Origin of the sequence: Pseudomonas sp. S12(2018) (assembly GCF_024355235.1) — a bacterium.
Lineage (GTDB): Bacteria > Pseudomonadota > Gammaproteobacteria > Pseudomonadales > Pseudomonadaceae > Aquipseudomonas > Aquipseudomonas palmensis.
In genome coordinates this window covers 116,437-136,519 of record NZ_QLAD01000009.1, presented here as the reverse complement: position 1 = coordinate 136,519, position 20,083 = coordinate 116,437, and the positions used below count along the sequence as shown (strand labels likewise).

19 protein-coding genes are annotated in these 20,083 nt (G+C 59.3%); 4 read left to right on the top strand and 15 right to left on the bottom strand.

Annotation, left to right across the window (positions count from 1 at the left end; translation table 11 throughout):
- Nucleotides 1-21: 21 nt before the first annotated feature.
- The 15 genes from atpA to rpmH all read right to left on the bottom strand — a co-directional run bounded on the left by atpA (nucleotide 22) and on the right by rpmH (nucleotide 13,189).
- Nucleotides 22-1,566 (bottom strand): F0F1 ATP synthase subunit alpha, encoded by a 1,545-nt coding sequence (gene atpA, locus DN388_RS21065; RefSeq protein WP_043860665.1) that lies wholly within the window; start codon nucleotides 1,564-1,566, stop codon nucleotides 22-24.
- 21 nt (nucleotides 1,567-1,587) lie between these two features.
- On the bottom strand, nucleotides 1,588-2,124 hold the full coding sequence (locus DN388_RS21060; RefSeq protein WP_043860666.1) for a F0F1 ATP synthase subunit delta: 537 nt from the start codon (nucleotides 2,122-2,124) through the stop codon (nucleotides 1,588-1,590).
- Between the two features lie 12 nt (nucleotides 2,125-2,136).
- The gene (locus tag DN388_RS21055; RefSeq protein ID WP_043860667.1) at nucleotides 2,137-2,607 is read right to left on the bottom strand and encodes a F0F1 ATP synthase subunit B; all 471 of its coding nucleotides are present in this window, start codon (nucleotides 2,605-2,607) and stop codon (nucleotides 2,137-2,139) included.
- A 57-nt stretch (nucleotides 2,608-2,664) separates the two neighbouring features.
- Entirely contained in the window at nucleotides 2,665-2,922 is a 258-nt protein-coding gene (atpE, locus tag DN388_RS21050) for a F0F1 ATP synthase subunit C (protein WP_003097235.1), read from the bottom strand.
- A 142-nt stretch (nucleotides 2,923-3,064) separates the two neighbouring features.
- Entirely contained in the window at nucleotides 3,065-3,934 is an 870-nt protein-coding gene (atpB, locus tag DN388_RS21045; RefSeq protein WP_043860668.1) for a F0F1 ATP synthase subunit A, read from the bottom strand.
- 16 nt (nucleotides 3,935-3,950) lie between these two features.
- Nucleotides 3,951-4,358 carry a F0F1 ATP synthase subunit I gene (locus tag DN388_RS21040; RefSeq protein ID WP_043860669.1) on the bottom strand — a complete coding sequence of 136 codons (408 nt, stop codon included), beginning with the start codon at nucleotides 4,356-4,358 and terminating at the stop codon, nucleotides 3,951-3,953.
- Between the two features lie 149 nt (nucleotides 4,359-4,507).
- Nucleotides 4,508-5,380 carry a ParB/RepB/Spo0J family partition protein gene (locus DN388_RS21035; protein ID WP_043860670.1) on the bottom strand — a complete coding sequence of 291 codons (873 nt, stop codon included), beginning with the start codon at nucleotides 5,378-5,380 and terminating at the stop codon, nucleotides 4,508-4,510.
- 9 nt (nucleotides 5,381-5,389) lie between these two features.
- Entirely contained in the window at nucleotides 5,390-6,184 is a 795-nt protein-coding gene (locus tag DN388_RS21030; protein ID WP_043860671.1) for a ParA family protein, read from the bottom strand.
- Between the two features lie 18 nt (nucleotides 6,185-6,202).
- Entirely contained in the window at nucleotides 6,203-6,853 is a 651-nt protein-coding gene (rsmG, locus tag DN388_RS21025) for a 16S rRNA (guanine(527)-N(7))-methyltransferase RsmG (protein ID WP_058541972.1), read from the bottom strand.
- On the bottom strand, nucleotides 6,850-8,742 hold the full coding sequence (gene mnmG, locus DN388_RS21020) for a tRNA uridine-5-carboxymethylaminomethyl(34) synthesis enzyme MnmG (protein WP_054916064.1): 1,893 nt from the start codon (nucleotides 8,740-8,742) through the stop codon (nucleotides 6,850-6,852). The genes rsmG and mnmG overlap by 4 nt, the downstream gene beginning before the upstream one ends.
- A 514-nt stretch (nucleotides 8,743-9,256) precedes the next feature.
- Nucleotides 9,257-10,627 (bottom strand): tRNA uridine-5-carboxymethylaminomethyl(34) synthesis GTPase MnmE, encoded by a 1,371-nt coding sequence (gene mnmE, locus DN388_RS21015; RefSeq protein ID WP_043860673.1) that lies wholly within the window; start codon nucleotides 10,625-10,627, stop codon nucleotides 9,257-9,259.
- Nucleotides 10,628-10,710: 83 nt separating this feature from the next.
- Nucleotides 10,711-12,393, bottom strand: coding sequence for a membrane protein insertase YidC (gene yidC / locus DN388_RS21010; protein ID WP_043860674.1), 1,683 nt, complete (start codon nucleotides 12,391-12,393; stop codon nucleotides 10,711-10,713).
- Nucleotides 12,394-12,395: 2 nt separating this feature from the next.
- On the bottom strand, nucleotides 12,396-12,644 hold the full coding sequence (gene yidD / locus DN388_RS21005; protein ID WP_255002015.1) for a membrane protein insertion efficiency factor YidD: 249 nt from the start codon (nucleotides 12,642-12,644) through the stop codon (nucleotides 12,396-12,398).
- On the bottom strand, nucleotides 12,637-13,041 hold the full coding sequence (gene rnpA / locus DN388_RS21000; protein WP_255002063.1) for a ribonuclease P protein component: 405 nt from the start codon (nucleotides 13,039-13,041) through the stop codon (nucleotides 12,637-12,639). The genes yidD and rnpA overlap by 8 nt, the downstream gene beginning before the upstream one ends.
- A gap of 13 nt (nucleotides 13,042-13,054) precedes the next feature.
- The gene (gene rpmH, locus DN388_RS20995) at nucleotides 13,055-13,189 is read right to left on the bottom strand and encodes a 50S ribosomal protein L34 (RefSeq protein ID WP_002551315.1); all 135 of its coding nucleotides are present in this window, start codon (nucleotides 13,187-13,189) and stop codon (nucleotides 13,055-13,057) included.
- 603 nt (nucleotides 13,190-13,792) lie between these two features.
- Between rpmH and dnaA the strand changes: the two genes are divergently transcribed.
- From dnaA to gyrB, 4 genes are read left to right on the top strand one after another with little or no spacing between them, the layout of a single operon-like run.
- On the top strand, nucleotides 13,793-15,310 hold the full coding sequence (gene dnaA / locus DN388_RS20990; protein ID WP_058541975.1) for a chromosomal replication initiator protein DnaA: 1,518 nt from the start codon (nucleotides 13,793-13,795) through the stop codon (nucleotides 15,308-15,310).
- A 42-nt stretch (nucleotides 15,311-15,352) separates the two neighbouring features.
- Complete coding sequence (gene dnaN, locus DN388_RS20985) at nucleotides 15,353-16,456, top strand: DNA polymerase III subunit beta (protein WP_043860677.1); 1,104 nt, start codon at nucleotides 15,353-15,355, stop codon at nucleotides 16,454-16,456.
- A 19-nt stretch (nucleotides 16,457-16,475) separates the two neighbouring features.
- On the top strand, nucleotides 16,476-17,579 hold the full coding sequence (gene recF, locus DN388_RS20980; protein WP_043860678.1) for a DNA replication/repair protein RecF: 1,104 nt from the start codon (nucleotides 16,476-16,478) through the stop codon (nucleotides 17,577-17,579).
- A 4-nt stretch (nucleotides 17,580-17,583) separates the two neighbouring features.
- Nucleotides 17,584-20,001, top strand: a complete 2,418-nt coding sequence (gene gyrB, locus DN388_RS20975; protein WP_054916057.1) for a DNA topoisomerase (ATP-hydrolyzing) subunit B — start codon at nucleotides 17,584-17,586, stop codon at nucleotides 19,999-20,001.
- Nucleotides 20,002-20,083: the final 82 nt, after the last annotated feature.

The window sequence follows — 20,083 nt, the reverse complement described above, 5'->3', positions numbered from 1 at the left end:
CTGCAAAGCCCCCGCTGCGGCTTACCAGGTTTGGGTGGCCTTGAACTTCTCGATACCGGCTTTGATGCCAGCGTCGATTTCGTCGTTGAAGTCACCCTTCACGTTGATCTTCGCCATCAGTTCGGCGTGATCACGGTTGAAGAAAGCGATCAGCGCTTGTTCGAAGCTGCCGATCTTGGTGATTTCGACGTCGGTCAGGAACCCACGCTCAGCGGCATACAGCGACAGCGCCATGTCCGCGATGGACATTGGAGCGTATTGCTTCTGCTTCATCAGCTCGGTAACACGTTGACCGTGCTCGAGTTGCTTGCGGGTGGCTTCGTCCAGGTCAGAAGCGAACTGGGCGAATGCCGCCAGTTCACGGTACTGAGCCAGAGCGGTACGGATACCACCGGAGAGCTTCTTGATGATCTTGGTCTGAGCGGCACCACCTACACGGGATACCGAAACACCGGCGTTCACTGCAGGGCGGATGCCCGAGTTGAACATGGCCGATTCCAGGAAGATCTGACCGTCGGTGATCGAGATCACGTTGGTCGGAACGAACGCGGAAACGTCGCCAGCCTGGGTTTCGATGATCGGCAGTGCGGTCAGCGAACCGGTCTTGCCAGTTACGGCACCGTTGGTGAACTTCTCTACGTACTCTTCGGAAACGCGCGATGCACGCTCCAGCAGACGGGAGTGGAGATAGAACACGTCACCTGGGTATGCTTCGCGTCCTGGTGGACGACGCAGCAGCAGGGAGATCTGACGGTAGGCAACAGCCTGCTTGGACAGGTCATCGTAGACGATCAGTGCGTCTTCGCCGCGGTCACGGAAGAACTCGCCCATGGTGCAACCGGCGTATGGCGCCAGGAATTGCAGTGCGGCGGATTCCGAAGCACTGGCAACCACCACGATGGTGTTGGCCAGGGCGCCGTTTTCTTCCAGCTTGCGAACGATGTTGGCAACGGTCGAACGCTTCTGGCCGACAGCAACATACACACAGAAAATACCGGAGTCTTTCTGGTTGATGATGGCGTCGATGGCCATGGCGGTCTTGCCGATCTGACGGTCACCGATGATCAGCTCACGCTGGCCACGGCCGACAGGGATCATGGCGTCAACCGATTTGTAGCCAGTCTGTACAGGCTGGTCTACCGATTTACGCCAGATAACGCCCGGTGCAACCTTTTCAACAGCGTCGGTCTCGGTGTTGTTCAGCGGACCTTTGCCATCGATTGGGTTACCCAGTGCGTCGACGACGCGACCCAGCAGTTCCTTACCAACCGGAACTTCGAGGATGCGGCCGGTGCACTTGGCGCTCATGCCTTCAGCGAGGGTGTCGTACGCGCCCAGTACTACCGCACCAACGGAGTCTTGCTCCAGGTTGAGGGCCATACCGAACACGCCGCCCGGAAACTCGATCATTTCGCCGTACATAGCGTCGGCCAGACCGTGAATCCGCACGATACCGTCAGAAACGCTGACGACAGTACCTTCGTTGCGGGCTTGGGAGGCTACATCGAGTTTCTCGATGCGGCCCTTGATGATTTCACTAATTTCGGAAGGATTGAGTTGCTGCATTGCTCTGCTGCCCCTTCAAACTCAAGATTTCAATGCTTCGGCCAGTTTCGCGATTTTGCCGCGTACTGAACCATCGATAACCAGGTCGCCGGCGCGGATTACGACACCACCGATCAGGCTGGCATCCTCCGTCGCGTGCAGGCGCACTTCCCGGCTGAGTCGTGCACTGAGAACCTTGGCGAGTTTGTCTTGCTGTTCTTGGTTCAACGCAAAAGCACTGGTGACTTCCACGTCCACGGATTTCTCTTGTTCGGCCTTGTACAGATCGAACAGAGCCGAAATCTCCGGCAACAGCAGGAGACGTTCGTTTTCCGCGGCAACATGAATGAAATTCTGTGCCTGTGCATCGAACTTGTCACCGCACACGTCAATAAACGCGGCGGCCTTTTCTGCGCTCGTCAGTCGCGGGGCCTTGAGCAGGCGCTGCATTGTGTCGTCTTGAGACACTGCAGCAGCCAGGCCGAGCATGGCTGACCAATTGGCCAGTTGCTGATGGGCCTGGGCGTGCTCAAAGGCCGCCTTAGCGTAAGGTCGGGCCAACGTGGTCAGTTCTGCCATGATCGCCCTCGCTTAAATTTCAGCGGCCAGTTTATTAACCAGCTCCGCATGCGCGTTTTGATCGATTGTGGCGCCAAGGATCTTTTCAGCACCGTTGACGGCCAGGCTACCCACTTGGGCGCGCAGCGCGTCTTTGACACCGTTCAGTTCCTGTTCGATCTCGGCTTGAGCCTGGGCCTTCACACGGTCAGCTTCGACGCGAGCCTGGTCACGGGCTTCCTCGACGATCTGGTTACCGCGTTTCTTGGCTTGCTCAATGATTTCGGCTGCCTGAGCTTTAGCTTCGCGCAGTTGCTGACCCGCTTTATCTTGGGCCAGCTCCAGGTCGCGAGCTGCTCGGTTGGCAGCGTCCAGTCCTTCCGCGATCTTCTTCTGACGTTCTTGCAAAGCCGCGATGACCGGAGGCCACACGAACTTCATGCAAAACAGTACAAAAATGAAGAACGCAACGGACTGGCCAATCAGGGTTGCATTAATGTTCACGCCAACACCTCGCTCGTTCTAAGTCCATCACACCAATCCACTCGAAAATTCGAGTGATTAGCCAGCGATTTGACCAACGAAGGGATTAGCGAAGGTGAAGAACAGAGCGATACCAACACCGATCATGGTCACGGCGTCGAGCAGACCGGCGACGATGAACATTTTGACTTGCAGCATCGGAACCATTTCTGGCTGGCGAGCAGCGCCTTCCAGGAACTTGCCGCCCAGCAGGCCGAAACCAATGGCGGTACCCAGGGCACCCAGGCCGATCAGCAGAGCAACAGCGATAGCGGTAAGACCAACTACAGTTTCCATCTTTCCTCCCGACTTTTACGTCGTATTGGTTAGGTTTTTTAGTTTGAAGCGGTAAAACAAAATCGTTTGGTACAGCTGCCCTTGCGGACTTTTTCGGCCTCCCCCCACCCCGGCGGAGAGGCCTCAGACACGCCAGGCGGTCTTAATGGTTATCTTCGTGAGCCATCGACAGGTAGACGATGGTAAGCATCATGAAGATGAACGCTTGCAGGGTGATGATCAGGATGTGGAACACAGCCCACGCCCATTGCAGCACCACGCCCAGGCCGCTCAGCCACAGCAGACCGGCACCGAACATCACGGCGATCAGGATGAACACCAGCTCGCCGGCATACATGTTGCCGAACAGACGCAGGGCCAGCGAGATCGGCTTGGCGATCAGGGTCACGAATTCCAGCAGGAAGTTGACCGGGATCAGCAGGATCTGGACGAAGATGTTCTTGCTGCCGAACGGGTGCAGGGTCAGCTCGCCGATGAAGCCGCCGATGCCCTTGACCTTGATGCTGTAGAAGATGATCAGCGCGAACACGCAGAAGGCCATCGCGATGGTGGCGTTCGGGTCGGTGGTGGATACGGCACGGAACGGGATGTGCGGATCACCGGAGATCAGCATCGCCAGTTGCGGGATCCAGTCGACCGGGATCAGGTCGACGGCGTTCATCAGGAACACCCACACGAAGATGGTCAGTGCCAGCGGTGCGATGACCGGGCTGCGGCCGTGGAACGAGTCCTTGACGCTGCCGTTGACGAATTCGACCATCACCTCGACGAAGTTCTGCAGGCCGCCGGGTTGACCGGAAGTCGCTTTTTTCGCCGCCATGCGGAAAAGGAGGATGAAGATCAGACCCAGCGCAACGGACCAACCCAGGGTGTCCACGTGGAACGCCCAGAAGCCCATTGCCTTGGCTTCTGCTGCGGAATGGGCAAAGCCCCAACCGCCGTCTGGTAATTGCCCGAAGGTCAAGTTCTGCAAGTGGTGCTGGATATAGCCCGAAGCGGTTTCTGCTGCCATGTTTGCCTCAAACGCCCTAAGGTCTCGAAAGTCTCGTTTTTATCAGCAGGGGCGCGAACCAGCTGACCAACTGGGTCAGCAAGAAGACGCCGAATACTGCTAATGGCGCCAATGGCTTCACTCCTGCGAACGTCAATGCGAACAGCACTGCCGTCAAAATCAATTTGCCTGCCTCGCCAGCGTAGAACGACTTGACGATGGCCTGCGCTGCCCTGGCGCCGGTGTAACGGAACGCCTTGTAGGCAAAGTACAGATTCGGCAGCCAGGCGATCAGTCCTCCGCAGAGTGCCGAATAGCCGCTGACCACCCCATGCCACTGCCACACCCCCAACGATGCCAGCAGCAACACGACAAATTGAGCGAACAGTACCGGAAAAACCGCCCAGCGATGGAAAGGCAAGCGGTTTGGCGTGCGGGTCTCCATCACAACTGCTCCTCGAAAGTCGACCAACCAGTCAGTAATGACTTGGCATAATTTGTGCCGACAAAATGCGCGCAGAGTATAGGGGCGCTTGGACCCCTATTCAACTGCTGGGTAGTGATTTCCGACTGCGCGCTACAAAGCGAATTGTTTCAGCGGATGTGAGCAAGCACGCCCTGCAACTCGTCCAGGGAGTTGTAACGGATCACCAACTGGCCTTTGCCCTTGTTGCCGTGACGGATCTGTACCGCCGAGCCCAGCCGCTCTGCCAGACGCTGTTCAAGGCGGGTGATGTCCGGATCGGGCTTGGCCGGCTCCACCGGCTCGGGCTTGCCGCTGAGCCACTGGCGAACCAGGGCTTCGGTCTGGCGTACGGTCAGGCCTCGTGCGACAACGTGTCGCGCCCCGTCGACCTGCTGTTCTTCAGGCAAACCGAGCAGCGCACGGGCATGACCCATCTCCAGGTCGCCGTGGGACAGCATGGTCTTGATGACTTCCGGCAGCGAGATCAGGCGCAGCAGGTTGGCCACGGTCACCCGCGACTTGCCCACAGCATCCGCGACCTGTTGCTGGGTCAGCTGGAACTCCTGCTGCAGGCGCTGCAGCGCGATGGCCTCTTCCACCGGGTTGAGGTCTTCGCGCTGGATGTTCTCGATCAGCGCCATGGCGATGGCGGTTTCATCCGGCACATCGCGCACCATCGCCGGGATGGTCTCCATGCCGGCCTGTTGGCTGGCGCGCCAGCGGCGTTCGCCGGCGATGATCTCGAAGCGGTCGTCGCCGATCGGGCGGACCACGATCGGCTGCATCACGCCCTGGCTCTTGATCGAGTGCGCCAGTTCTTCAAGGGCCTGCGGGTCCATGTCCCGACGGGGCTGGTATTTGCCGCGCTGGATCAGGTCCAGCGGCAGGTGTTGCAGTTCTTTCTGGTCGACCTTGACAGCCTGCTCTTCGAGCGCGCTGACGGTAGGACCACTGAGCAGTGCATCCAACCCACGTCCGAGACCTCGTTTCTTAACGGCCATGCGGATTCCTTAAGTTGCCTGTGCGGCAGTGCGGGTTTGACGGCGTTGACGGCGTACCAGTTCACCGGCCAGGGCCAGATAGGCCAGGGCGCCACGGGACTGCTTGTCGTAGGCCAGGGCCGGCATACCGAAGCTCGGGGCCTCGGCCAGGCGGATGTTGCGCGGGATCACCGTATCGTAGAGCTGCTCGCCGAAGTGTTCCTTGAGCTGCGCGGACACGTCGTTGATCAGGCTCAGGCGCGGGTCGTACATGGTGCGCAACAGGCCTTCGATCTTGAGCTGCGGATTGAGCTTGGCAGCGATGCGCTTGATGTTATCCACAAGGTCGCTCAAGCCTTCCAAGGCAAAGTATTCACATTGCATCGGAATGATCACGCCATCGGCGGCCACCAGGGCATTGAGCGTCAGCATCGACAGCGACGGCGGGCAGTCGATCAGGATGTAGTCGTAACTCTCGCGGATCGGCGCCAGCGCTGTGCGCAGCCGGCTCTCCTTCATCTGCATTTCGAGCAGAACCACTTCGGCCGCAGTGAGGTCGCGGTTGGCCGGCAGCAGTTGATAACCACCGTGTTCGGACACGTGCATGGCCTGAGCCAGGTCGCACTCGCCGATCAGCAGGTCATAGACCGAATGTTCAAGGACGTGTTTATCCACACCGCTACCCATGGTGGCGTTGCCCTGTGGATCGAGGTCAATCAGCAGCACGCGGCGCTTGGTAGCCACCAGCGATGCAGCGAGATTGATGCAGGTGGTGGTCTTGCCCACACCACCTTTCTGGTTCGCGATCGCGAATACCTTAGCCATTCTTGCTTGTGTTCCCAGTCATGCCGTGCGGCGCAGTATCAGCAGATGGCGCTGGCCTTGGCAACCCGGAACGGTCAAGGCCTGCTCGCTATCCACTTTGAAATCTGCCGGCAATGCTACCAGCTCATCAGCCGGATGCAGCCCTTTCATTGCCAGCCACTGCGTCTGGGCGTCGCCAAGGTGGCGCGTCCAATTGGTGAAGTTCTCCATGCTGCTGAAAGCACGAGAAACAATTCCGGAGAAAGGCTGTTCCGGCTGGAACGCCTCGACCCGGCTGTGGATAACTTGCAGGTTATCCAGCTTCAGCTCCAGTTTCACCTGGGTGAGGAAGCGGGTTTTCTTGCCGTTGCTGTCCAGCACCGTGACCTGCTTGTGCGGATGCAGGATAGCCAGGGGAATGCCCGGCATGCCGCCGCCGCTACCGACGTCGAGCCAGCGCTCGGTGTCGCTGTGGATAAACGGCATGACGCTCAGGCTGTCCAGCAGGTGGCGGGACACCATTTCGTCGGGATTGCGCACTGCAGTCAGGTTGTAAGCCTTGTTCCACTTGATCAGCAGCGCCAGATAAGCCAGCAGTTGCGCGTGCTGGGCCTCGCTCAGCTCGACACCAAGCTGGCGGGCACCTGTGGACAACTCCTGGGCGTGTTGAGGGGTGACCATAGAACTCAAGCGCTTTGCTCCAACTCGCGGCCTGCGCCGCGTTTTTTCAGGTGAATCAGCAACAGGGAAATAGCCGCCGGGGTCACGCCGGGAACGCGCGAGGCCTGGCCGAGTGTCTCTGGGCGGGCCTGGCTGAGCTTACCCTGAATCTCCTTGGACAACCCGGAAATACCAGCGTAGTCGATATCCTCGGGCAGGCGGGTGTCTTCGCTTGCCCGCAGGCGAGCGATTTCTTCCTGTTGCCGGTCGATGTAACCAGCGTATTTGGTCTTGATCTCGACCTGCTCGGCCACCTGAGGGTCGATTTCTCCACCGCCGGTCACTTCCACCAACCCGGCATAGTCGATTTCCGGGCGGGTCAGCAGGTTGAGCAGGTTGTATTCATGGCTGAGCGGCGTGCCGAACTTATCCACAATCGCCTGGCCCATCGCGGTATTGGGCTGAACCCAGGTGGACTTCAGGCGTTGCTCCTCGCGCTCGATGCTTTCGCGCTTGGCGCTGAACGCGGCCCAGCGTGCATCGTCGACCAGGCCCAGTTCACGGCCTTTTTCGGTCAGACGCAGGTCGGCGTTGTCTTCACGCAGAATCAGGCGGTACTCGGCCCGCGAGGTGAACATGCGGTACGGCTCCTGGGTACCCAGGGTGATCAGGTCGTCGACCAGCACCCCGATGTACGCCTCGTCGCGGCGCGGGCACCAGCTTTCGCGGCCCTGTGCACGCAGCGCGGCGTTGGCACCAGCCAGCAGCCCCTGCGCGCCGGCCTCTTCGTAACCGGTGGTGCCGTTGATCTGGCCGGCAAAGAACAACCCGCCGATGGCCTTGGTTTCCAGGCTGTACTTCAGGTCACGCGGGTCGAAGTAGTCGTATTCGATGGCATAGCCCGGGCGCACGATGTGCGCGTTTTCCATGCCGCGGATCGAACGCACCAACTGCAGCTGCACGTCGAACGGCAGGGATGTGGATATCCCGTTCGGGTACAGCTCGTGGGTATTGAGCCCTTCTGGCTCGATGAATACCTGGTGGCTCTGCTTGTCGGCAAACCGGTGGATCTTGTCTTCGATCGACGGGCAGTAACGCGGGCCGATGCCCTCGATCACGCCGGAGTACATCGGCGAACGATCGAGGTTGGAAGCAATGATCTCGTGAGTGCGTTCGTTGGTGTGGGTAATCCAGCAACTGACCTGACGCGGGTGCATGGCCTTGTCGCCCATGAACGACATCACCGGTATCGGGGTGTCACCGGCCTGTTCGGTCATCACCGAGAAATCTACCGAACGCCCGTCGATACGCGGCGGCGTGCCGGTTTTCAGGCGACCCATGCGCAGCGACAGCTCACGCATGCGGTGCGCCAGAGCGATGGCCGGCGGATCGCCGGCACGCCCACCGGAATAATTCTGCAGACCTATGTGGATAAGTCCGCTGAGGAAGGTACCCGTGGTCAGCACCACAGAATCGGCATGGAAACGCAGACCCATCTGCGTGACGACGCCGCGTACCTGGTCCTGCTCGACGATCAGGTCGTCACAGGCCTGCTGGAATATCCACAGGTTGGGCTGGTTTTCGAGAATCTCGCGTACCACGGCCTTGTAGATGGCGCGGTCGGCCTGGGCGCGGGTTGCACGCACCGCCGGGCCTTTGCGGTTGTTCAAAACGCGGAATTGGATACCGCTCTTGTCGGTAGCCAGGGCCATGACACCGCCCAGCGCATCGATCTCCTTGACCAGATGGCTCTTGCCAATACCGCCAATGGCCGGGTTGCAGCTCATGTGCCCGAGGGTTTCCACGTTGTGGGTCAGCAGCAGGGTTTTCACACCCATGCGTGCAGACGCAAGCGCAGCCTCGGTTCCGGCATGGCCGCCGCCGATGACGATCACTTCAAAACGGGAAGGGAAATCCACCACGCACCTCGTGCCTGTTTCGGGAATAGATAGGAATAACGCACAAGTATAGGGACTTACCCCCCTTCTAGGAACCGCTTGAACAAAATTTAACCAGCCTGTGGATGAGTGGCTGACAATAGAAATAAAGAGAGAGAAATTTATTAAAGCTTTGTTTTTATGTTTATTCTTAGTGAGGCACATTTCTGTGGATAAACCTCTACAGCCCTTATTCCACCTTATGTACAGAGGTTCAAAAGGCTGTGGTCTAGTGGCCATGAGGGGTCTGGATAAGCGCCTTAAGCCTGTGGATGAAACACCCACTTATCAACAGGGGGAGTTATCTCCAGCCTTGAGGCCGGGTTATCAACCGAGCTGAGGCGGGGTTTTCCACAGGGCTTATTCTGCGGTTTGTGAGTAAGACAGGCACGCGAAAGCCCCGGAGCGTTCCGGAATTCTCGACAGGGGATAAAAAATTGAGGGGGATGACAGCCGACAACGAGGCCCTGGATCGGCCCCGTTGTGGATAAACGGACTACTTGCCGATGCAGAAGCTGGAGAAGATGCGCCCCAGCAGGTCATCGGAGCTGAAGGCGCCGGTAATTTCGCCCAGGGACTGCTGGGCCTGGCGCAGGTCTTCGGCCAGCAGCTCTCCAGCGCCCGCCAGGGTCAATTGCGCATGACCGTGGTCCAGGTGCGAACTGGCCTGGCGCAGGGCGTCCAGGTGGCGCCGGCGGGCACTGAAGCCGCTTTCGGCAGTCTGTTCGTAGCCCATGCAGGCCTTGAGGTGATCGCGCAGCAGTTCCAGGCCCTGGTCGGCGCCCTTGGCACTGAGGGTGATGGTGACGTGACCATCGTCGGACAACTGCAGGCCCACGGGGTCGCCACTGAGGTCGGCCTTGTTGCGAATCAGCGTGACCTTGGCCGGGTCGGGGCGCTGTTCAAGGAATTCAGGCCACAATGCGAACGGATCATCGGCTTCAGGTGCCGTGGCATCCACCACCAATAGCACCCGATCGGCCTCGCCAATGGCTTTGAGGGCGCGTTCCACCCCAATCTTTTCCACATGGTCTTCGGTATCGCGCAGGCCGGCGGTGTCCACCACGTGCAACGGCATGCCGTCGATGTGGATATGTTCGCGCAGCACATCCCGGGTAGTACCGGCGATGTCCGTCACGATGGCCGCCTCGCGCCCGGCCAGTGCGTTGAGCAGGCTGGACTTGCCGGCATTCGGCCGCCCGGCGATCACCACCGTCATGCCGTCGCGCAACAGCGCACCCTGCCCCGCCTCGCGCTGCACTGTGGATAAACTCTCGCGCACCTCCTCGAGCATGCGCAGGACGTGGCCATCGGCAAGAAAATCGATTTCCTCTTCGGGAAAGTCGATTGCCGCCTCGACGTAGATACGCAGGCTGATCAGTTTTTCGGTGAGGTTATCCACACGGCGGGAGAATTCGCCCTGCAACGAGCGCAGCGCATTACGCGCCGCCTGTGCAGAACTGGCCTCGATCAGGTCGGCGATGGCTTCGGCCTGCGCGAGGTCGAGCTTGTCGTTGAGAAAGGCGCGCTCGCTGAATTCGCCCGGACGCGCCAGGCGACAACCCAGTTCCACGCAGCGCTGCAGCAGCATGTCGAGCACAACCGGGCCGCCGTGGCCCTGCAGCTCCAGTACATCTTCACCGGTAAAGGAGTTGGGCCCGGGAAAATACAGGGCAATGCCTTCATCCAGTACCAGGCCATCGTCGCCCTTGAACGGGCCGTAATGGGCATACCGCGGGGTGAGCTCACGGCCGGTGATGGCCAACCCGGCCTTGCTGGCCAGCGGTCCGGAAATACGCACGATTCCTACACCGCCACGACCCTGGGCAGTGGCAATTGCAGTGATGGTTTCACGACGAGCATTCATCAGCGAAGGCCTCAGACAAAAACGACAGATAGCAAAACGCCCCACGAGGGGGCGTTTTATCCACAGGTTAGCTGGCTAACCCGTCAAGCGGTGGCTTTGTTGCTCGCCGCTTCGATCTTGCGGGTGATGTACCACTGCTGTGCGATCGACAGGCAGTTGTTCACAACCCAGTACAGCACCAGACCTGCCGGGAACCACAGGAAGAAGAAGGTGAAGATGATCGGCATCAGCTTCATCACCTTGGCCTGCATCGGATCCGGCGGCGTCGGGTTCAGGCGCTGCTGGATGAACATGGTCGCGCCCATGATGATCGGCAGGATGAAGAACGGATCCTTGATCGACAGGTCGGTAATCCAGAACATCCACGGGGCCTGGCGCATTTCAACGCTTTCCAGCAATACCCAGTAGAGCGAAAGGAAGACTGGCATTTGCACCAGGATCGGCAGGCAGCCGCCCAGCGGGTTGATCTTCTCTTTCTTGTACAGCTCCATCATGGCCTGCGACATCTTCTGCCGGTCATCGCCATGTTGCTCTTTCAGCGCGGCCAGTTTAGGTGCCACGGCACGCATGCGCGCCATCGACTTGTAGCTGGCAGCGGACAGCGGGAAGAACAGCAGCTTGATCAGCATGGTCAGGACGATGATCGACCAGCCCCAGTTGCCGAGCAGCTCATGGATATGTTGCAGCAGCCAGAAGATCGGCTGGGCAATGAACCACAGGATGCCGTAGTCGACGGTCAGCTCCAGGCCCGGGGACAGCGCCTTGAGTTTTTCCTGGCTCTTGGGACCGGCGTACAGCAGCGTGCTGGTTTCGCCCTGGGCGCCGGCAGCCACGTTCAGCTCCGGACCGGTGAACCCGATGATGTAGTTGCCCTGGCTGTCCTTGCGTGTCTGAACAACGTTGTTGTCCGACTTGTTGGGAATCCAGGCGGTCACGAAGTAGTGCTGCAACCAGGCAACCCAGCCGCCGGTAACATTTTCTTTCAAACTACCTTTGTCGATGTCCTTCATCGACACTTTCTTGTACGGCTCGGCACTTGTCCACAGGGCGGCGCCCAGATAGGTGGCGGTACCGGTGGCGGTGCTCGACGACGGATCGGAGCTGGCATCGCGCTTGAGCTGTGCAAACAGGTTGCCTGTCCACGGCTTGCCGCTCTGGTTGTCGATCAGGTGAGTGACTTTCAGGTCATATTCACCACGGTTCAGGGTGAAACGCTTGATGTAGTTCACACCCGCGTCGCTGAACTTGAGGTCGACGACCAGTTGGTTCTGGCCATCGGCCAGTTGATAACTTTTCTGCTCGGCGGAATACAGCGGGCGACCAGCGGCACGTGCATCGGGGCCGTTGGCACCGGTCAGGCCGCTCTGGGCCAGGTAAACGCGCTCGCCGCCGTTATCGAACAGCTGGAACGGAATTTCCGGATGGTCCTGGCGACGTGGATATTTCGGCAGGGTCAGCTGCGCGATATCACCGCCGTTGGGGTTGATAGCCAGGTCGAGGACATCGGTCTTGACCCTAATCAGGTCTGTGCTGACGGCAACCGGTGCAATTTCTGCAGGGGTGGTTTCAGCAGTGGCGCTCGGAACATCGGCGCTGGCGCCGGATGTGCCAACGGTCGGGGTATCGGGCAAGCCCGGCGCGACGGTGCTGGCAGCAGTATTCTGAGTCGGCAGGGCAGCCTGGCCGTAGTCCTGGTTCCACTTGAGGACCATGACATAGGACACGATTGCCAGGGCGGCGATCAGGATCGTGCGTTTAATATCCATGATTACTCGGCTATCGAAGAAGAAGTACGGGAAGTGTGAGCAGGCGGAACCGGGTCATAACCGCCGGCATTCCACGGATGACAACGCCCGAGACGACGAGCGGTCAACCATCCACCGCGCAATGCGCCATGTGTTTCGATGGCTTCAATCGCATAGGTGGAACAGGTCGGATAGAAACGACAGTGGCTGGCCATCAGAGGGCTAATGGCGTAACGGTAAAACTGGATCGGAACGAGTACCAGTTTACGCATCTGGACGGTCTACCCCTGCAGATTCGCTGTTAACCACTGGAGCGGGCCGACTGCGTGCAAGGCGCTTCCAGAGCCTGCCAAAATGTTGGTGCAATTCTGGGTTTTCTACGTCGCCCAGGCCTTTGCGCGCGACGATCACGATGTCCCAACCGGCCAGCAAATGCTGGTGGAGACGAAACGAATCGCGCATCAAACGCTTCAAGCGGTTGCGTTGAACGGAGAGCTTGACGCTCTTTTTCCCGATCACGAGCCCCAGGCGGGGATGATCCAGGCCGTTCTCGCGGGCAAGGAGCAAGAGACTCTTGCCTGGCACCTTGCCGGATGGAGAGTCAAAGACCGCTTTGAAGTGTCGGGGTGTCAGAAGACGTTTTTCCCGACTGAAGTCCTGACTCACCACCTGTGCCGAAAAATCAAACTGCCAGACGCTTACGGCCTTTGGCACGACGGCGGGACAGTACGGCACGGCCGTTCTTGGTAGCCATACGGGCACGGAAACCGTGAGTGCGGGCGCGCTTGATGGTGCTTGGTTGGAAAGTACGTTTCATGGCGTGTTACCTGGTTCGTCGACAACGGGCCGGAATGGCCCCCGTTTTAAGAGACCGGCGATTCTAGAGAAAGCAGCGCCATAGGTCAATTTCCAACCAGCTTTTCCTTATGGATAAAAAACCGGGCGCCTTCGCGTGCTCGTCCACAGGCCTGTGCCCCGGATGACAGGGACACAGCCTTGCCGGACGCTTAAACATAGAAAAAAGAAGAGAAGGTATTTAAAGCTTTTTTGTAAATCTTATAGAACTTAGGCAGCTGTTTTCTGTGGATAGAACGCTACAGGCCTTGTTCTACGTAATGTACAGAGAAAAGAAACCCTGTCGGGAAGCGGTGCTCTGGCTGTGCTGTGCAGGCGCAAAAGCTGTGGATTAAAAGGCCTGTTATCCACAGCGCAGTTATCCACCGATTTCGACCCCCACTTGTGCAAAGTGCTCAGGCATGGTTATCCACAGGGCTTATTCACAGCGGTAAAGTGACGTTTTTGCCACTAACCTGCTGATTTATCGCCACCCTCGACACACCTGCATGTGGATAACTGCGCTGGTGGTCGGTACAATGGCCGCTTGTTTTTGCCTCACCGGCGTTCAACTCAGGGGATATCCGTGTCAGTGGAACTTTGGCAGCAGTGCGTGGACCTTCTGCGCGACGAACTGCCTGCCCAGCAATTCAACACCTGGATCCGTCCGCTACAGGTCGAAGCCGAAGGCGACGAGTTGCGCGTCTATGCGCCTAACCGGTTCGTACTCGATTGGGTCAATGAAAAGTACCTGGGTCGCTTGCTCGAACTGCTGGGCGAACACGGCAACGGCATCGCCCCTGCGCTTTCCTTATTAATAGGCAGCCGACGCAGTTCGGCACCCCGTGCTGCGCCCAACGCACCGCTCGCCGCCTCGGTCGCCGCTTCCCAGGCCCAGCAGGCTGCCCAGGTCGCCGCCGTGGCAGCCCCTGCAGCGCCAGCACCTGTGCCGGCAGCGCCCCAGGTCGAAGATGCACCTTCGCGCGACAGCTTCGACTCGATGGGCGAGAACACTGCCGTGGTGGCTCCACCCAGCAGCCGTACCGAACAACGTACTGTGCAGGTAGAGGGTGCGCTCAAACACACCAGCTACCTGAACCGCACCTTCACCTTCGAGAATTTCGTCGAGGGCAAGTCCAACCAGCTGGCCCGCGCGGCAGCCTGGCAGGTCGCCGACAACCCCAAGCATGGCTACAACCCGTTGTTCCTCTATGGCGGGGTGGGCCTGGGTAAGACGCACTTGATGCACGCTGTGGGTAACCACCTGCTCAAGAAGAATCCGAATGCCAAGGTGGTGTACCTGCACTCGGAGCGCTTCGTCGCCGACATGGTCAAGGCGTTGCAGCTCAATGCCATCAACGAGTTCAAGCGCTTCTACCGCTCGGTCGATGCGCTTCTGATCGACGACATTCAATTCTTTGCCCGCAAGGAGCGTTCGCAGGAGGAGTTTTTCCACACCTTCAACGCCCTGCTCGAAGGTGGCCAGCAGGTGATTCTCACCAGCGACCGCTACCCCAAGGAAATCGAAGGCCTCGAGGAGCGCCTCAAGTCCCGCTTTGGCTGGGGCCTGACCGTTGCCGTAGAGCCGCCGGAGCTCGAGACCCGCGTTGCGATCCTGATGAAGAAGGCCGACCAGGCCAAGGTCGACCTGCCACATGACGCTGCGTTCTTCATTGCCCAGCGCATCCGCTCCAACGTGCGGGAACTGGAAGGCGCGCTGAAGCGGGTCATTGCCCACTCGCACTTCATGGGCCGCGATATCACCATCGAGTTGATTCGCGAGTCGCTCAAGGATCTGCTGGCACTGCAGGACAAGCTGGTGAGTGTGGATAACATTCAGCGCACAGTGGCCGAGTACTACAAGATCAAGATTTCCGATCTGCTGTCCAAGCGGCGTTCGCGTTCGGTGGCCAGGCCGCGTCAGGTGGCCATGGCCCTGTCCAAGGAACTGACCAACCACAGCCTGCCGGAAATCGGCGACGTCTTCGGCGGCCGCGATCACACCACGGTGTTGCACGCGTGCCGCAAGATCAACGAACTCAAGGAATCCGACGCGGATATCCGCGAGGACTATAAGAACCTGCTGCGGACCCTGACGACGTGATGAACGTCAGCGCGGCTTTTTTTTAAGGCAAGGGACTAGACCATGCATTTCACCATTCAACGCGAAGCCCTGTTGAAACCCCTGCAACTGGTCGCAGGCGTCGTCGAGCGCCGCCAGACCTTGCCGGTATTGTCCAACGTGCTGCTGGTGGTCCAAGGCCAGCAACTGTCGCTTACAGGTACTGACCTGGAAGTGGAGCTGGTTGGCCGTGTGCAACTGGAACACCCTGCCGAGCCTGGCGAGATCACCGTACCTGCACGCAAGCTGATGGATATCTGCAAGAGCCTGCCGAGCGAAGCGGAGATCAGCATCAAGGTCGACGAGCAGAAGGTCATCATCAAGGCCGGCCGCAGCCGTTTCACCTTGTCGACCCTGCCAGCCAACGATTTCCCCACCGTCGAGGAAGGCCCGGGTTCGCTGACCTGCACCCTGGAGCAGAGCCGTCTGCGCCGCCTGATCGAGCGCACCAGCTTCGCAATGGCCGTCCAGGACGTGCGCTACTACCTGAACGGCATGCTGCTGGAAGTCTCCACCGGCACTCTGCGCGCGGTCGCCACCGATGGTCACCGTCTGGCCATGTGCTCGATGCAGGCCGATATCGGTCAGGCTGATCGCCACCAGGTGATCGTACCTCGCAAGGGTATCCTTGAGCTGGCGCGCCTGCTCACTGATCCGGAAGGCACCGTTGCCATCGTGCTGGGCCAGCAACACATTCGCGCCACTACTGGCGAATTCACCTTCACCTCCAAGCTGGTGGATGGCAAGTTCCCGGACTACGAGCGCGTATTGCCAAAGGGCGGCGACAAACTGGTACTGGGTGATCGCCAGGCACTTCGCGAAGCGTTCAGCCGTACCGCGATTCTGTCCAACGAAAAGTACCGCGGCATTCGTCTGCAACTGGCGGCTGGCCAACTGAAGATTCAGGCCAACAACCCTGAGCAGGAAGAAGCCGAAGAAGAGATCGGCGTCGACTACAACGGCGGTTCGCTGGAAATCGGTTTCAACGTGAGCTACCTGCTCGACGTGCTGGGCGTCATGACCACCGAACAGGTTCGTCTGATCCTGTCCGATTCCAACAGCAGCGCCCTGCTGCAAGAGGCGGACAATGACGATTCTGCGTACGTCGTCATGCCGATGCGCCTGTAATTTGTCCAGCACTCGCTAGATGTCCCTCAGTCGCGTTTCAGTCACCGCGGTGCGCAACCTGCACCCGGTGACCTTCTCCCCCTCCCCCCGCATCAACATCCTGTATGGCGCCAACGGCAGCGGCAAAACCAGCGTGCTGGAAGCCATCCATTTGCTCGGCCTGGCCCGTTCATTTCGCAGCACTCGCCTTACACCGGTCATCCAGTATGAAGAACTGGCGTGTACGGTATTCGGTCAGGTCGAACTGAATGAAGGTGGTTCCAGCAACCTGGGCATATCGCGGGAACGGCAAGGGGATTTCACCATTCGCATCGACGGGCAGAACGCTCGCAGTGCCGCCCAACTGGCAGAGATACTGCCGCTGCAACTGATCAACCCGGACAGTTTTCGCCTGCTCGAAGGTGCGCCCAAGATTCGCCGGCAATTCCTGGATTGGGGTGTGTTCCACGTGGAACCTCGCTTCATGTCCACCTGGCAGCGCCTGCAGAAGGCCCTGCGGCAGCGGAACTCATGGTTGCGGCATGGTACACTTGACGCTGTTTCGCAAGCAGCCTGGGACCGGGAGTTATGCCTGGCCAGTGCGGAAATCGACGAGTACCGCCGTAATTACATCAAAGCGCTGAAACCCGTCTTCGAACAAACCTTGAGCGAATTGCTGGAGCTCGAGGGGCTGACCCTGAGTTACTACCGAGGGTGGGACAAGGACAGAGACCTCAGTGAGGTCCTGGCTGGCTCGCTCCATCGGGATCAGCAGATGGGCCACACACAGGCAGGTCCGCAACGTGCGGATCTGCGGCTCAGGTTAGGCGCCAACAACGCGGCCGATATCCTGTCTCGCGGCCAGCAGAAACTGGTGGTGTGCGCACTGCGTATCGCCCAGGGGCATCTGGTCAGCCAGGCACGCCGCGGCCAATGTATTTATCTGGTGGATGACCTGCCGTCCGAATTGGACGAGCAGCACCGTCGTGCACTTTGCCGCTTGCTGGAAGACTTACGCTGCCAGGTGTTTATCACCTGTGTAGACCACGAATTATTGAGGGAAGGCTGGCAGACGGATACGCCAGTTGCCTTGTTCCACGTGGAACAAGGCCGTATCACCCAGACCCACGACCATCGGGAGTGAAGGCATGAGCGAAAATCAAACGTACGACTCCTCCAGCATTAAAGTGCTCAAAGGGTTGGATGCCGTACGCAAGCGTCCCGGTATGTACATTGGCGACACCGATGATGGTAGCGGCCTGCACCACATGGTGTTCGAGGTGGTCGATAACTCGATCGACGAAGCCCTCGCCGGCCACTGTGACGACATTACCGTAATCATCCACCCGGATGAGTCCATCACCGTTCGCGACAACGGCCGCGGCATCCCGGTCGATGTACACAAGGAAGAAGGGGTTTCCGCCGCAGAGGTCATCATGACCGTACTGCACGCCGGCGGTAAGTTCGACGACAACTCCTACAAGGTATCCGGCGGCCTGCACGGTGTGGGCGTCTCGGTGGTGAACGCGCTTTCCGAAGAGTTGATCCTCACCGTTCGCCGCAGCGGCAAGATCTGGGAGCAGACCTACGTTCACGGTGTACCGCAGGCTCCGATGAAGATTGTCGGCGACAGCGAAACCACCGGCACCCAGATCCACTTCAAGCCATCGTCCGAAACCTTCAAGAACATCCACTTCAGCTGGGACATCCTGGCCAAGCGGATTCGTGAACTGTCGTTCCTCAACTCTGGCGTAGGCATCCTGTTGAAGGACGAACGCTCGGGTAAGGAAGAGGAATTCAAGTACGAAGGTGGCCTGCGCGCATTCGTCGAATACCTGAACACCAACAAGACTCCGGTGAACGAAGTGTTCCACTTCAGCGTTCAGCGCGAGGATGGTGTGGGTGTGGAAATCGCCCTGCAGTGGAACGACAGCTTCAACGAGAACCTTTTGTGCTTCACCAACAACATTCCGCAGCGCGACGGCGGTACTCACCTGGTGGGTTTCCGTTCGGCGCTGACGCGTAACCTGAACAACTACATCGAGCAGGAAGGTCTGGCCAAGAAGAACAAGGTCGCGACCACCGGTGATGATGCCCGTGAAGGCCTGACCGCAATCATTTCGGTGAAGGTGCCTGATCCCAAGTTCAGCTCGCAGACCAAGGACAAGCTGGTTTCGTCCGAAGTCAAAACTGCGGTGGAACAGGAGATGGGCAAGTACTTCTCCGACTTCCTGCTGGAAAACCCGAACGAAGCCAAGGCTGTGGTCGGCAAGATGATCGACGCTGCGCGCGCCCGTGAAGCGGCCCGTAAAGCGCGTGAAATGACCCGTCGCAAGGGCGCGCTGGACATTGCCGGGCTGCCGGGCAAGCTTGCCGACTGCCAGGAAAAAGACCCTGCCCTCTCCGAACTGTACCTGGTGGAGGGTGACTCCGCAGGCGGCTCGGCCAAGCAAGGTCGCAACCGCAAGACCCAGGCTATCCTGCCGCTCAAGGGCAAGATCCTCAACGTCGAGAAAGCACGTTTCGACAAGATGATCTCGTCCCAGGAAGTGGGCACGCTGATCACCGCACTGGGCTGTGGCATCGGCCGCGAAGAGTACAACATCGAGAAGCTGCGCTATCACAACATCATCATCATGACCGATGCTGACGTCGACGGTTCGCACATCCGTACCCTGCTGCTGACCTTCTTCTTCCGTCAGTTGCCAGAGCTGGTCGAGCGCGGCTACATCTACATCGCGCAGCCGCCGCTGTACAAGGTCAAGAAGGGCAAGCAGGAGCAGTACATCAAGGACGACGAGGCCATGGAAGAGTACATGACCCAGTCGGCCCTCGAAGATGCCAGCCTGCACCTGGACGAGTCCGCGCCACCGGTTTCCGGTGTCGAGCTGGAGCGTCTGGTCAACGAATTCCGTACCGTGATGAAGACTCTCAAGCGTCTGTCGCGCCTGTACCCGCAAGAGCTCACCGAGCACTTCGTGTACCTGCCGGCCATCTCGGTGGAGCAGCTGTCCGACCACGCGCACATGCAGAACTGGCTCGCCAGGTTCGATGAGCGCCTGCGCAATACCGAGAAGTCGGGCTTGCTGTACAAGGCCAGCCTGCGTGAAGACCGCGAGCGCAACGTGTGGCTGCCAGAAGTGGAAATCACTTCCCACGGCCTTGCCAGCTACGTGACCTTCAACCGCGACTTCTTCGGCAGCAACGACTACCGCACCGTGACCGCGCTGGGCGCCCAGCTTGCCACCCTGCTGGGTGAAGGTGCCTACGTGCAGCGTGGCGAACGCAAGAAAGCCATCACCGAGTTCAAGGAAGCCCTGGACTGGCTGATGGCCGAAAGCACCAAGCGTCACACCATCCAGCGCTACAAAGGGCTGGGCGAGATGAACCCGGACCAGCTGTGGGAAACCACCATGGACCCGACTGTGCGCCGCATGCTCAAGGTGACCATCGAAGACGCGATCGCTGCCGATCAGATCTTCAACACCCTGATGGGCGACGCCGTGGAACCGCGCCGCGAGTTCATCGAAAGCAACGCCCTGGCGGTATCCAACCTGGACTTCTGACCGGTTTCAGTACCTCTGAAAGCGGGCAGTTATCCACAGTGACAACGCCCTCGAAAGGCCAACCCTCAGGGGTTGGCCTTTT

Coding starts and splice junctions, on each gene's coding strand:
- atpA (WP_043860665.1), bottom strand. CDS start 1,566: ATGCAGCAACTCAATCCTTCCGAAATTAGTGAAATCATCAAGGGCCGC.
- DN388_RS21060 (WP_043860666.1), bottom strand. CDS start 2,124: ATGGCAGAACTGACCACGTTGGCCCGACCTTACGCTAAGGCGGCCTTT.
- atpE (WP_003097235.1), bottom strand. CDS start 2,922: ATGGAAACTGTAGTTGGTCTTACCGCTATCGCTGTTGCTCTGCTGATC.
- atpB (WP_043860668.1), bottom strand. CDS start 3,934: ATGGCAGCAGAAACCGCTTCGGGCTATATCCAGCACCACTTGCAGAAC.
- DN388_RS21040 (WP_043860669.1), bottom strand. CDS start 4,358: ATGGAGACCCGCACGCCAAACCGCTTGCCTTTCCATCGCTGGGCGGTT.
- DN388_RS21035 (WP_043860670.1), bottom strand. CDS start 5,380: ATGGCCGTTAAGAAACGAGGTCTCGGACGTGGGTTGGATGCACTGCTC.
- DN388_RS21030 (WP_043860671.1), bottom strand. CDS start 6,184: ATGGCTAAGGTATTCGCGATCGCGAACCAGAAAGGTGGTGTGGGCAAG.
- mnmE (WP_043860673.1), bottom strand. CDS start 10,627: ATGAATGCTCGTCGTGAAACCATCACTGCAATTGCCACTGCCCAGGGT.
- yidC (WP_043860674.1), bottom strand. CDS start 12,393: ATGGATATTAAACGCACGATCCTGATCGCCGCCCTGGCAATCGTGTCC.
- yidD (WP_255002015.1), bottom strand. CDS start 12,644: ATGCGTAAACTGGTACTCGTTCCGATCCAGTTTTACCGTTACGCCATT.
- rpmH (WP_002551315.1), bottom strand. CDS start 13,189: ATGAAACGTACTTTCCAACCAAGCACCATCAAGCGCGCCCGCACTCAC.
- dnaN (WP_043860677.1), top strand. CDS start 15,353: ATGCATTTCACCATTCAACGCGAAGCCCTGTTGAAACCCCTGCAACTG.
- recF (WP_043860678.1), top strand. CDS start 16,476: ATGTCCCTCAGTCGCGTTTCAGTCACCGCGGTGCGCAACCTGCACCCG.
- gyrB (WP_054916057.1), top strand. CDS start 17,584: ATGAGCGAAAATCAAACGTACGACTCCTCCAGCATTAAAGTGCTCAAA.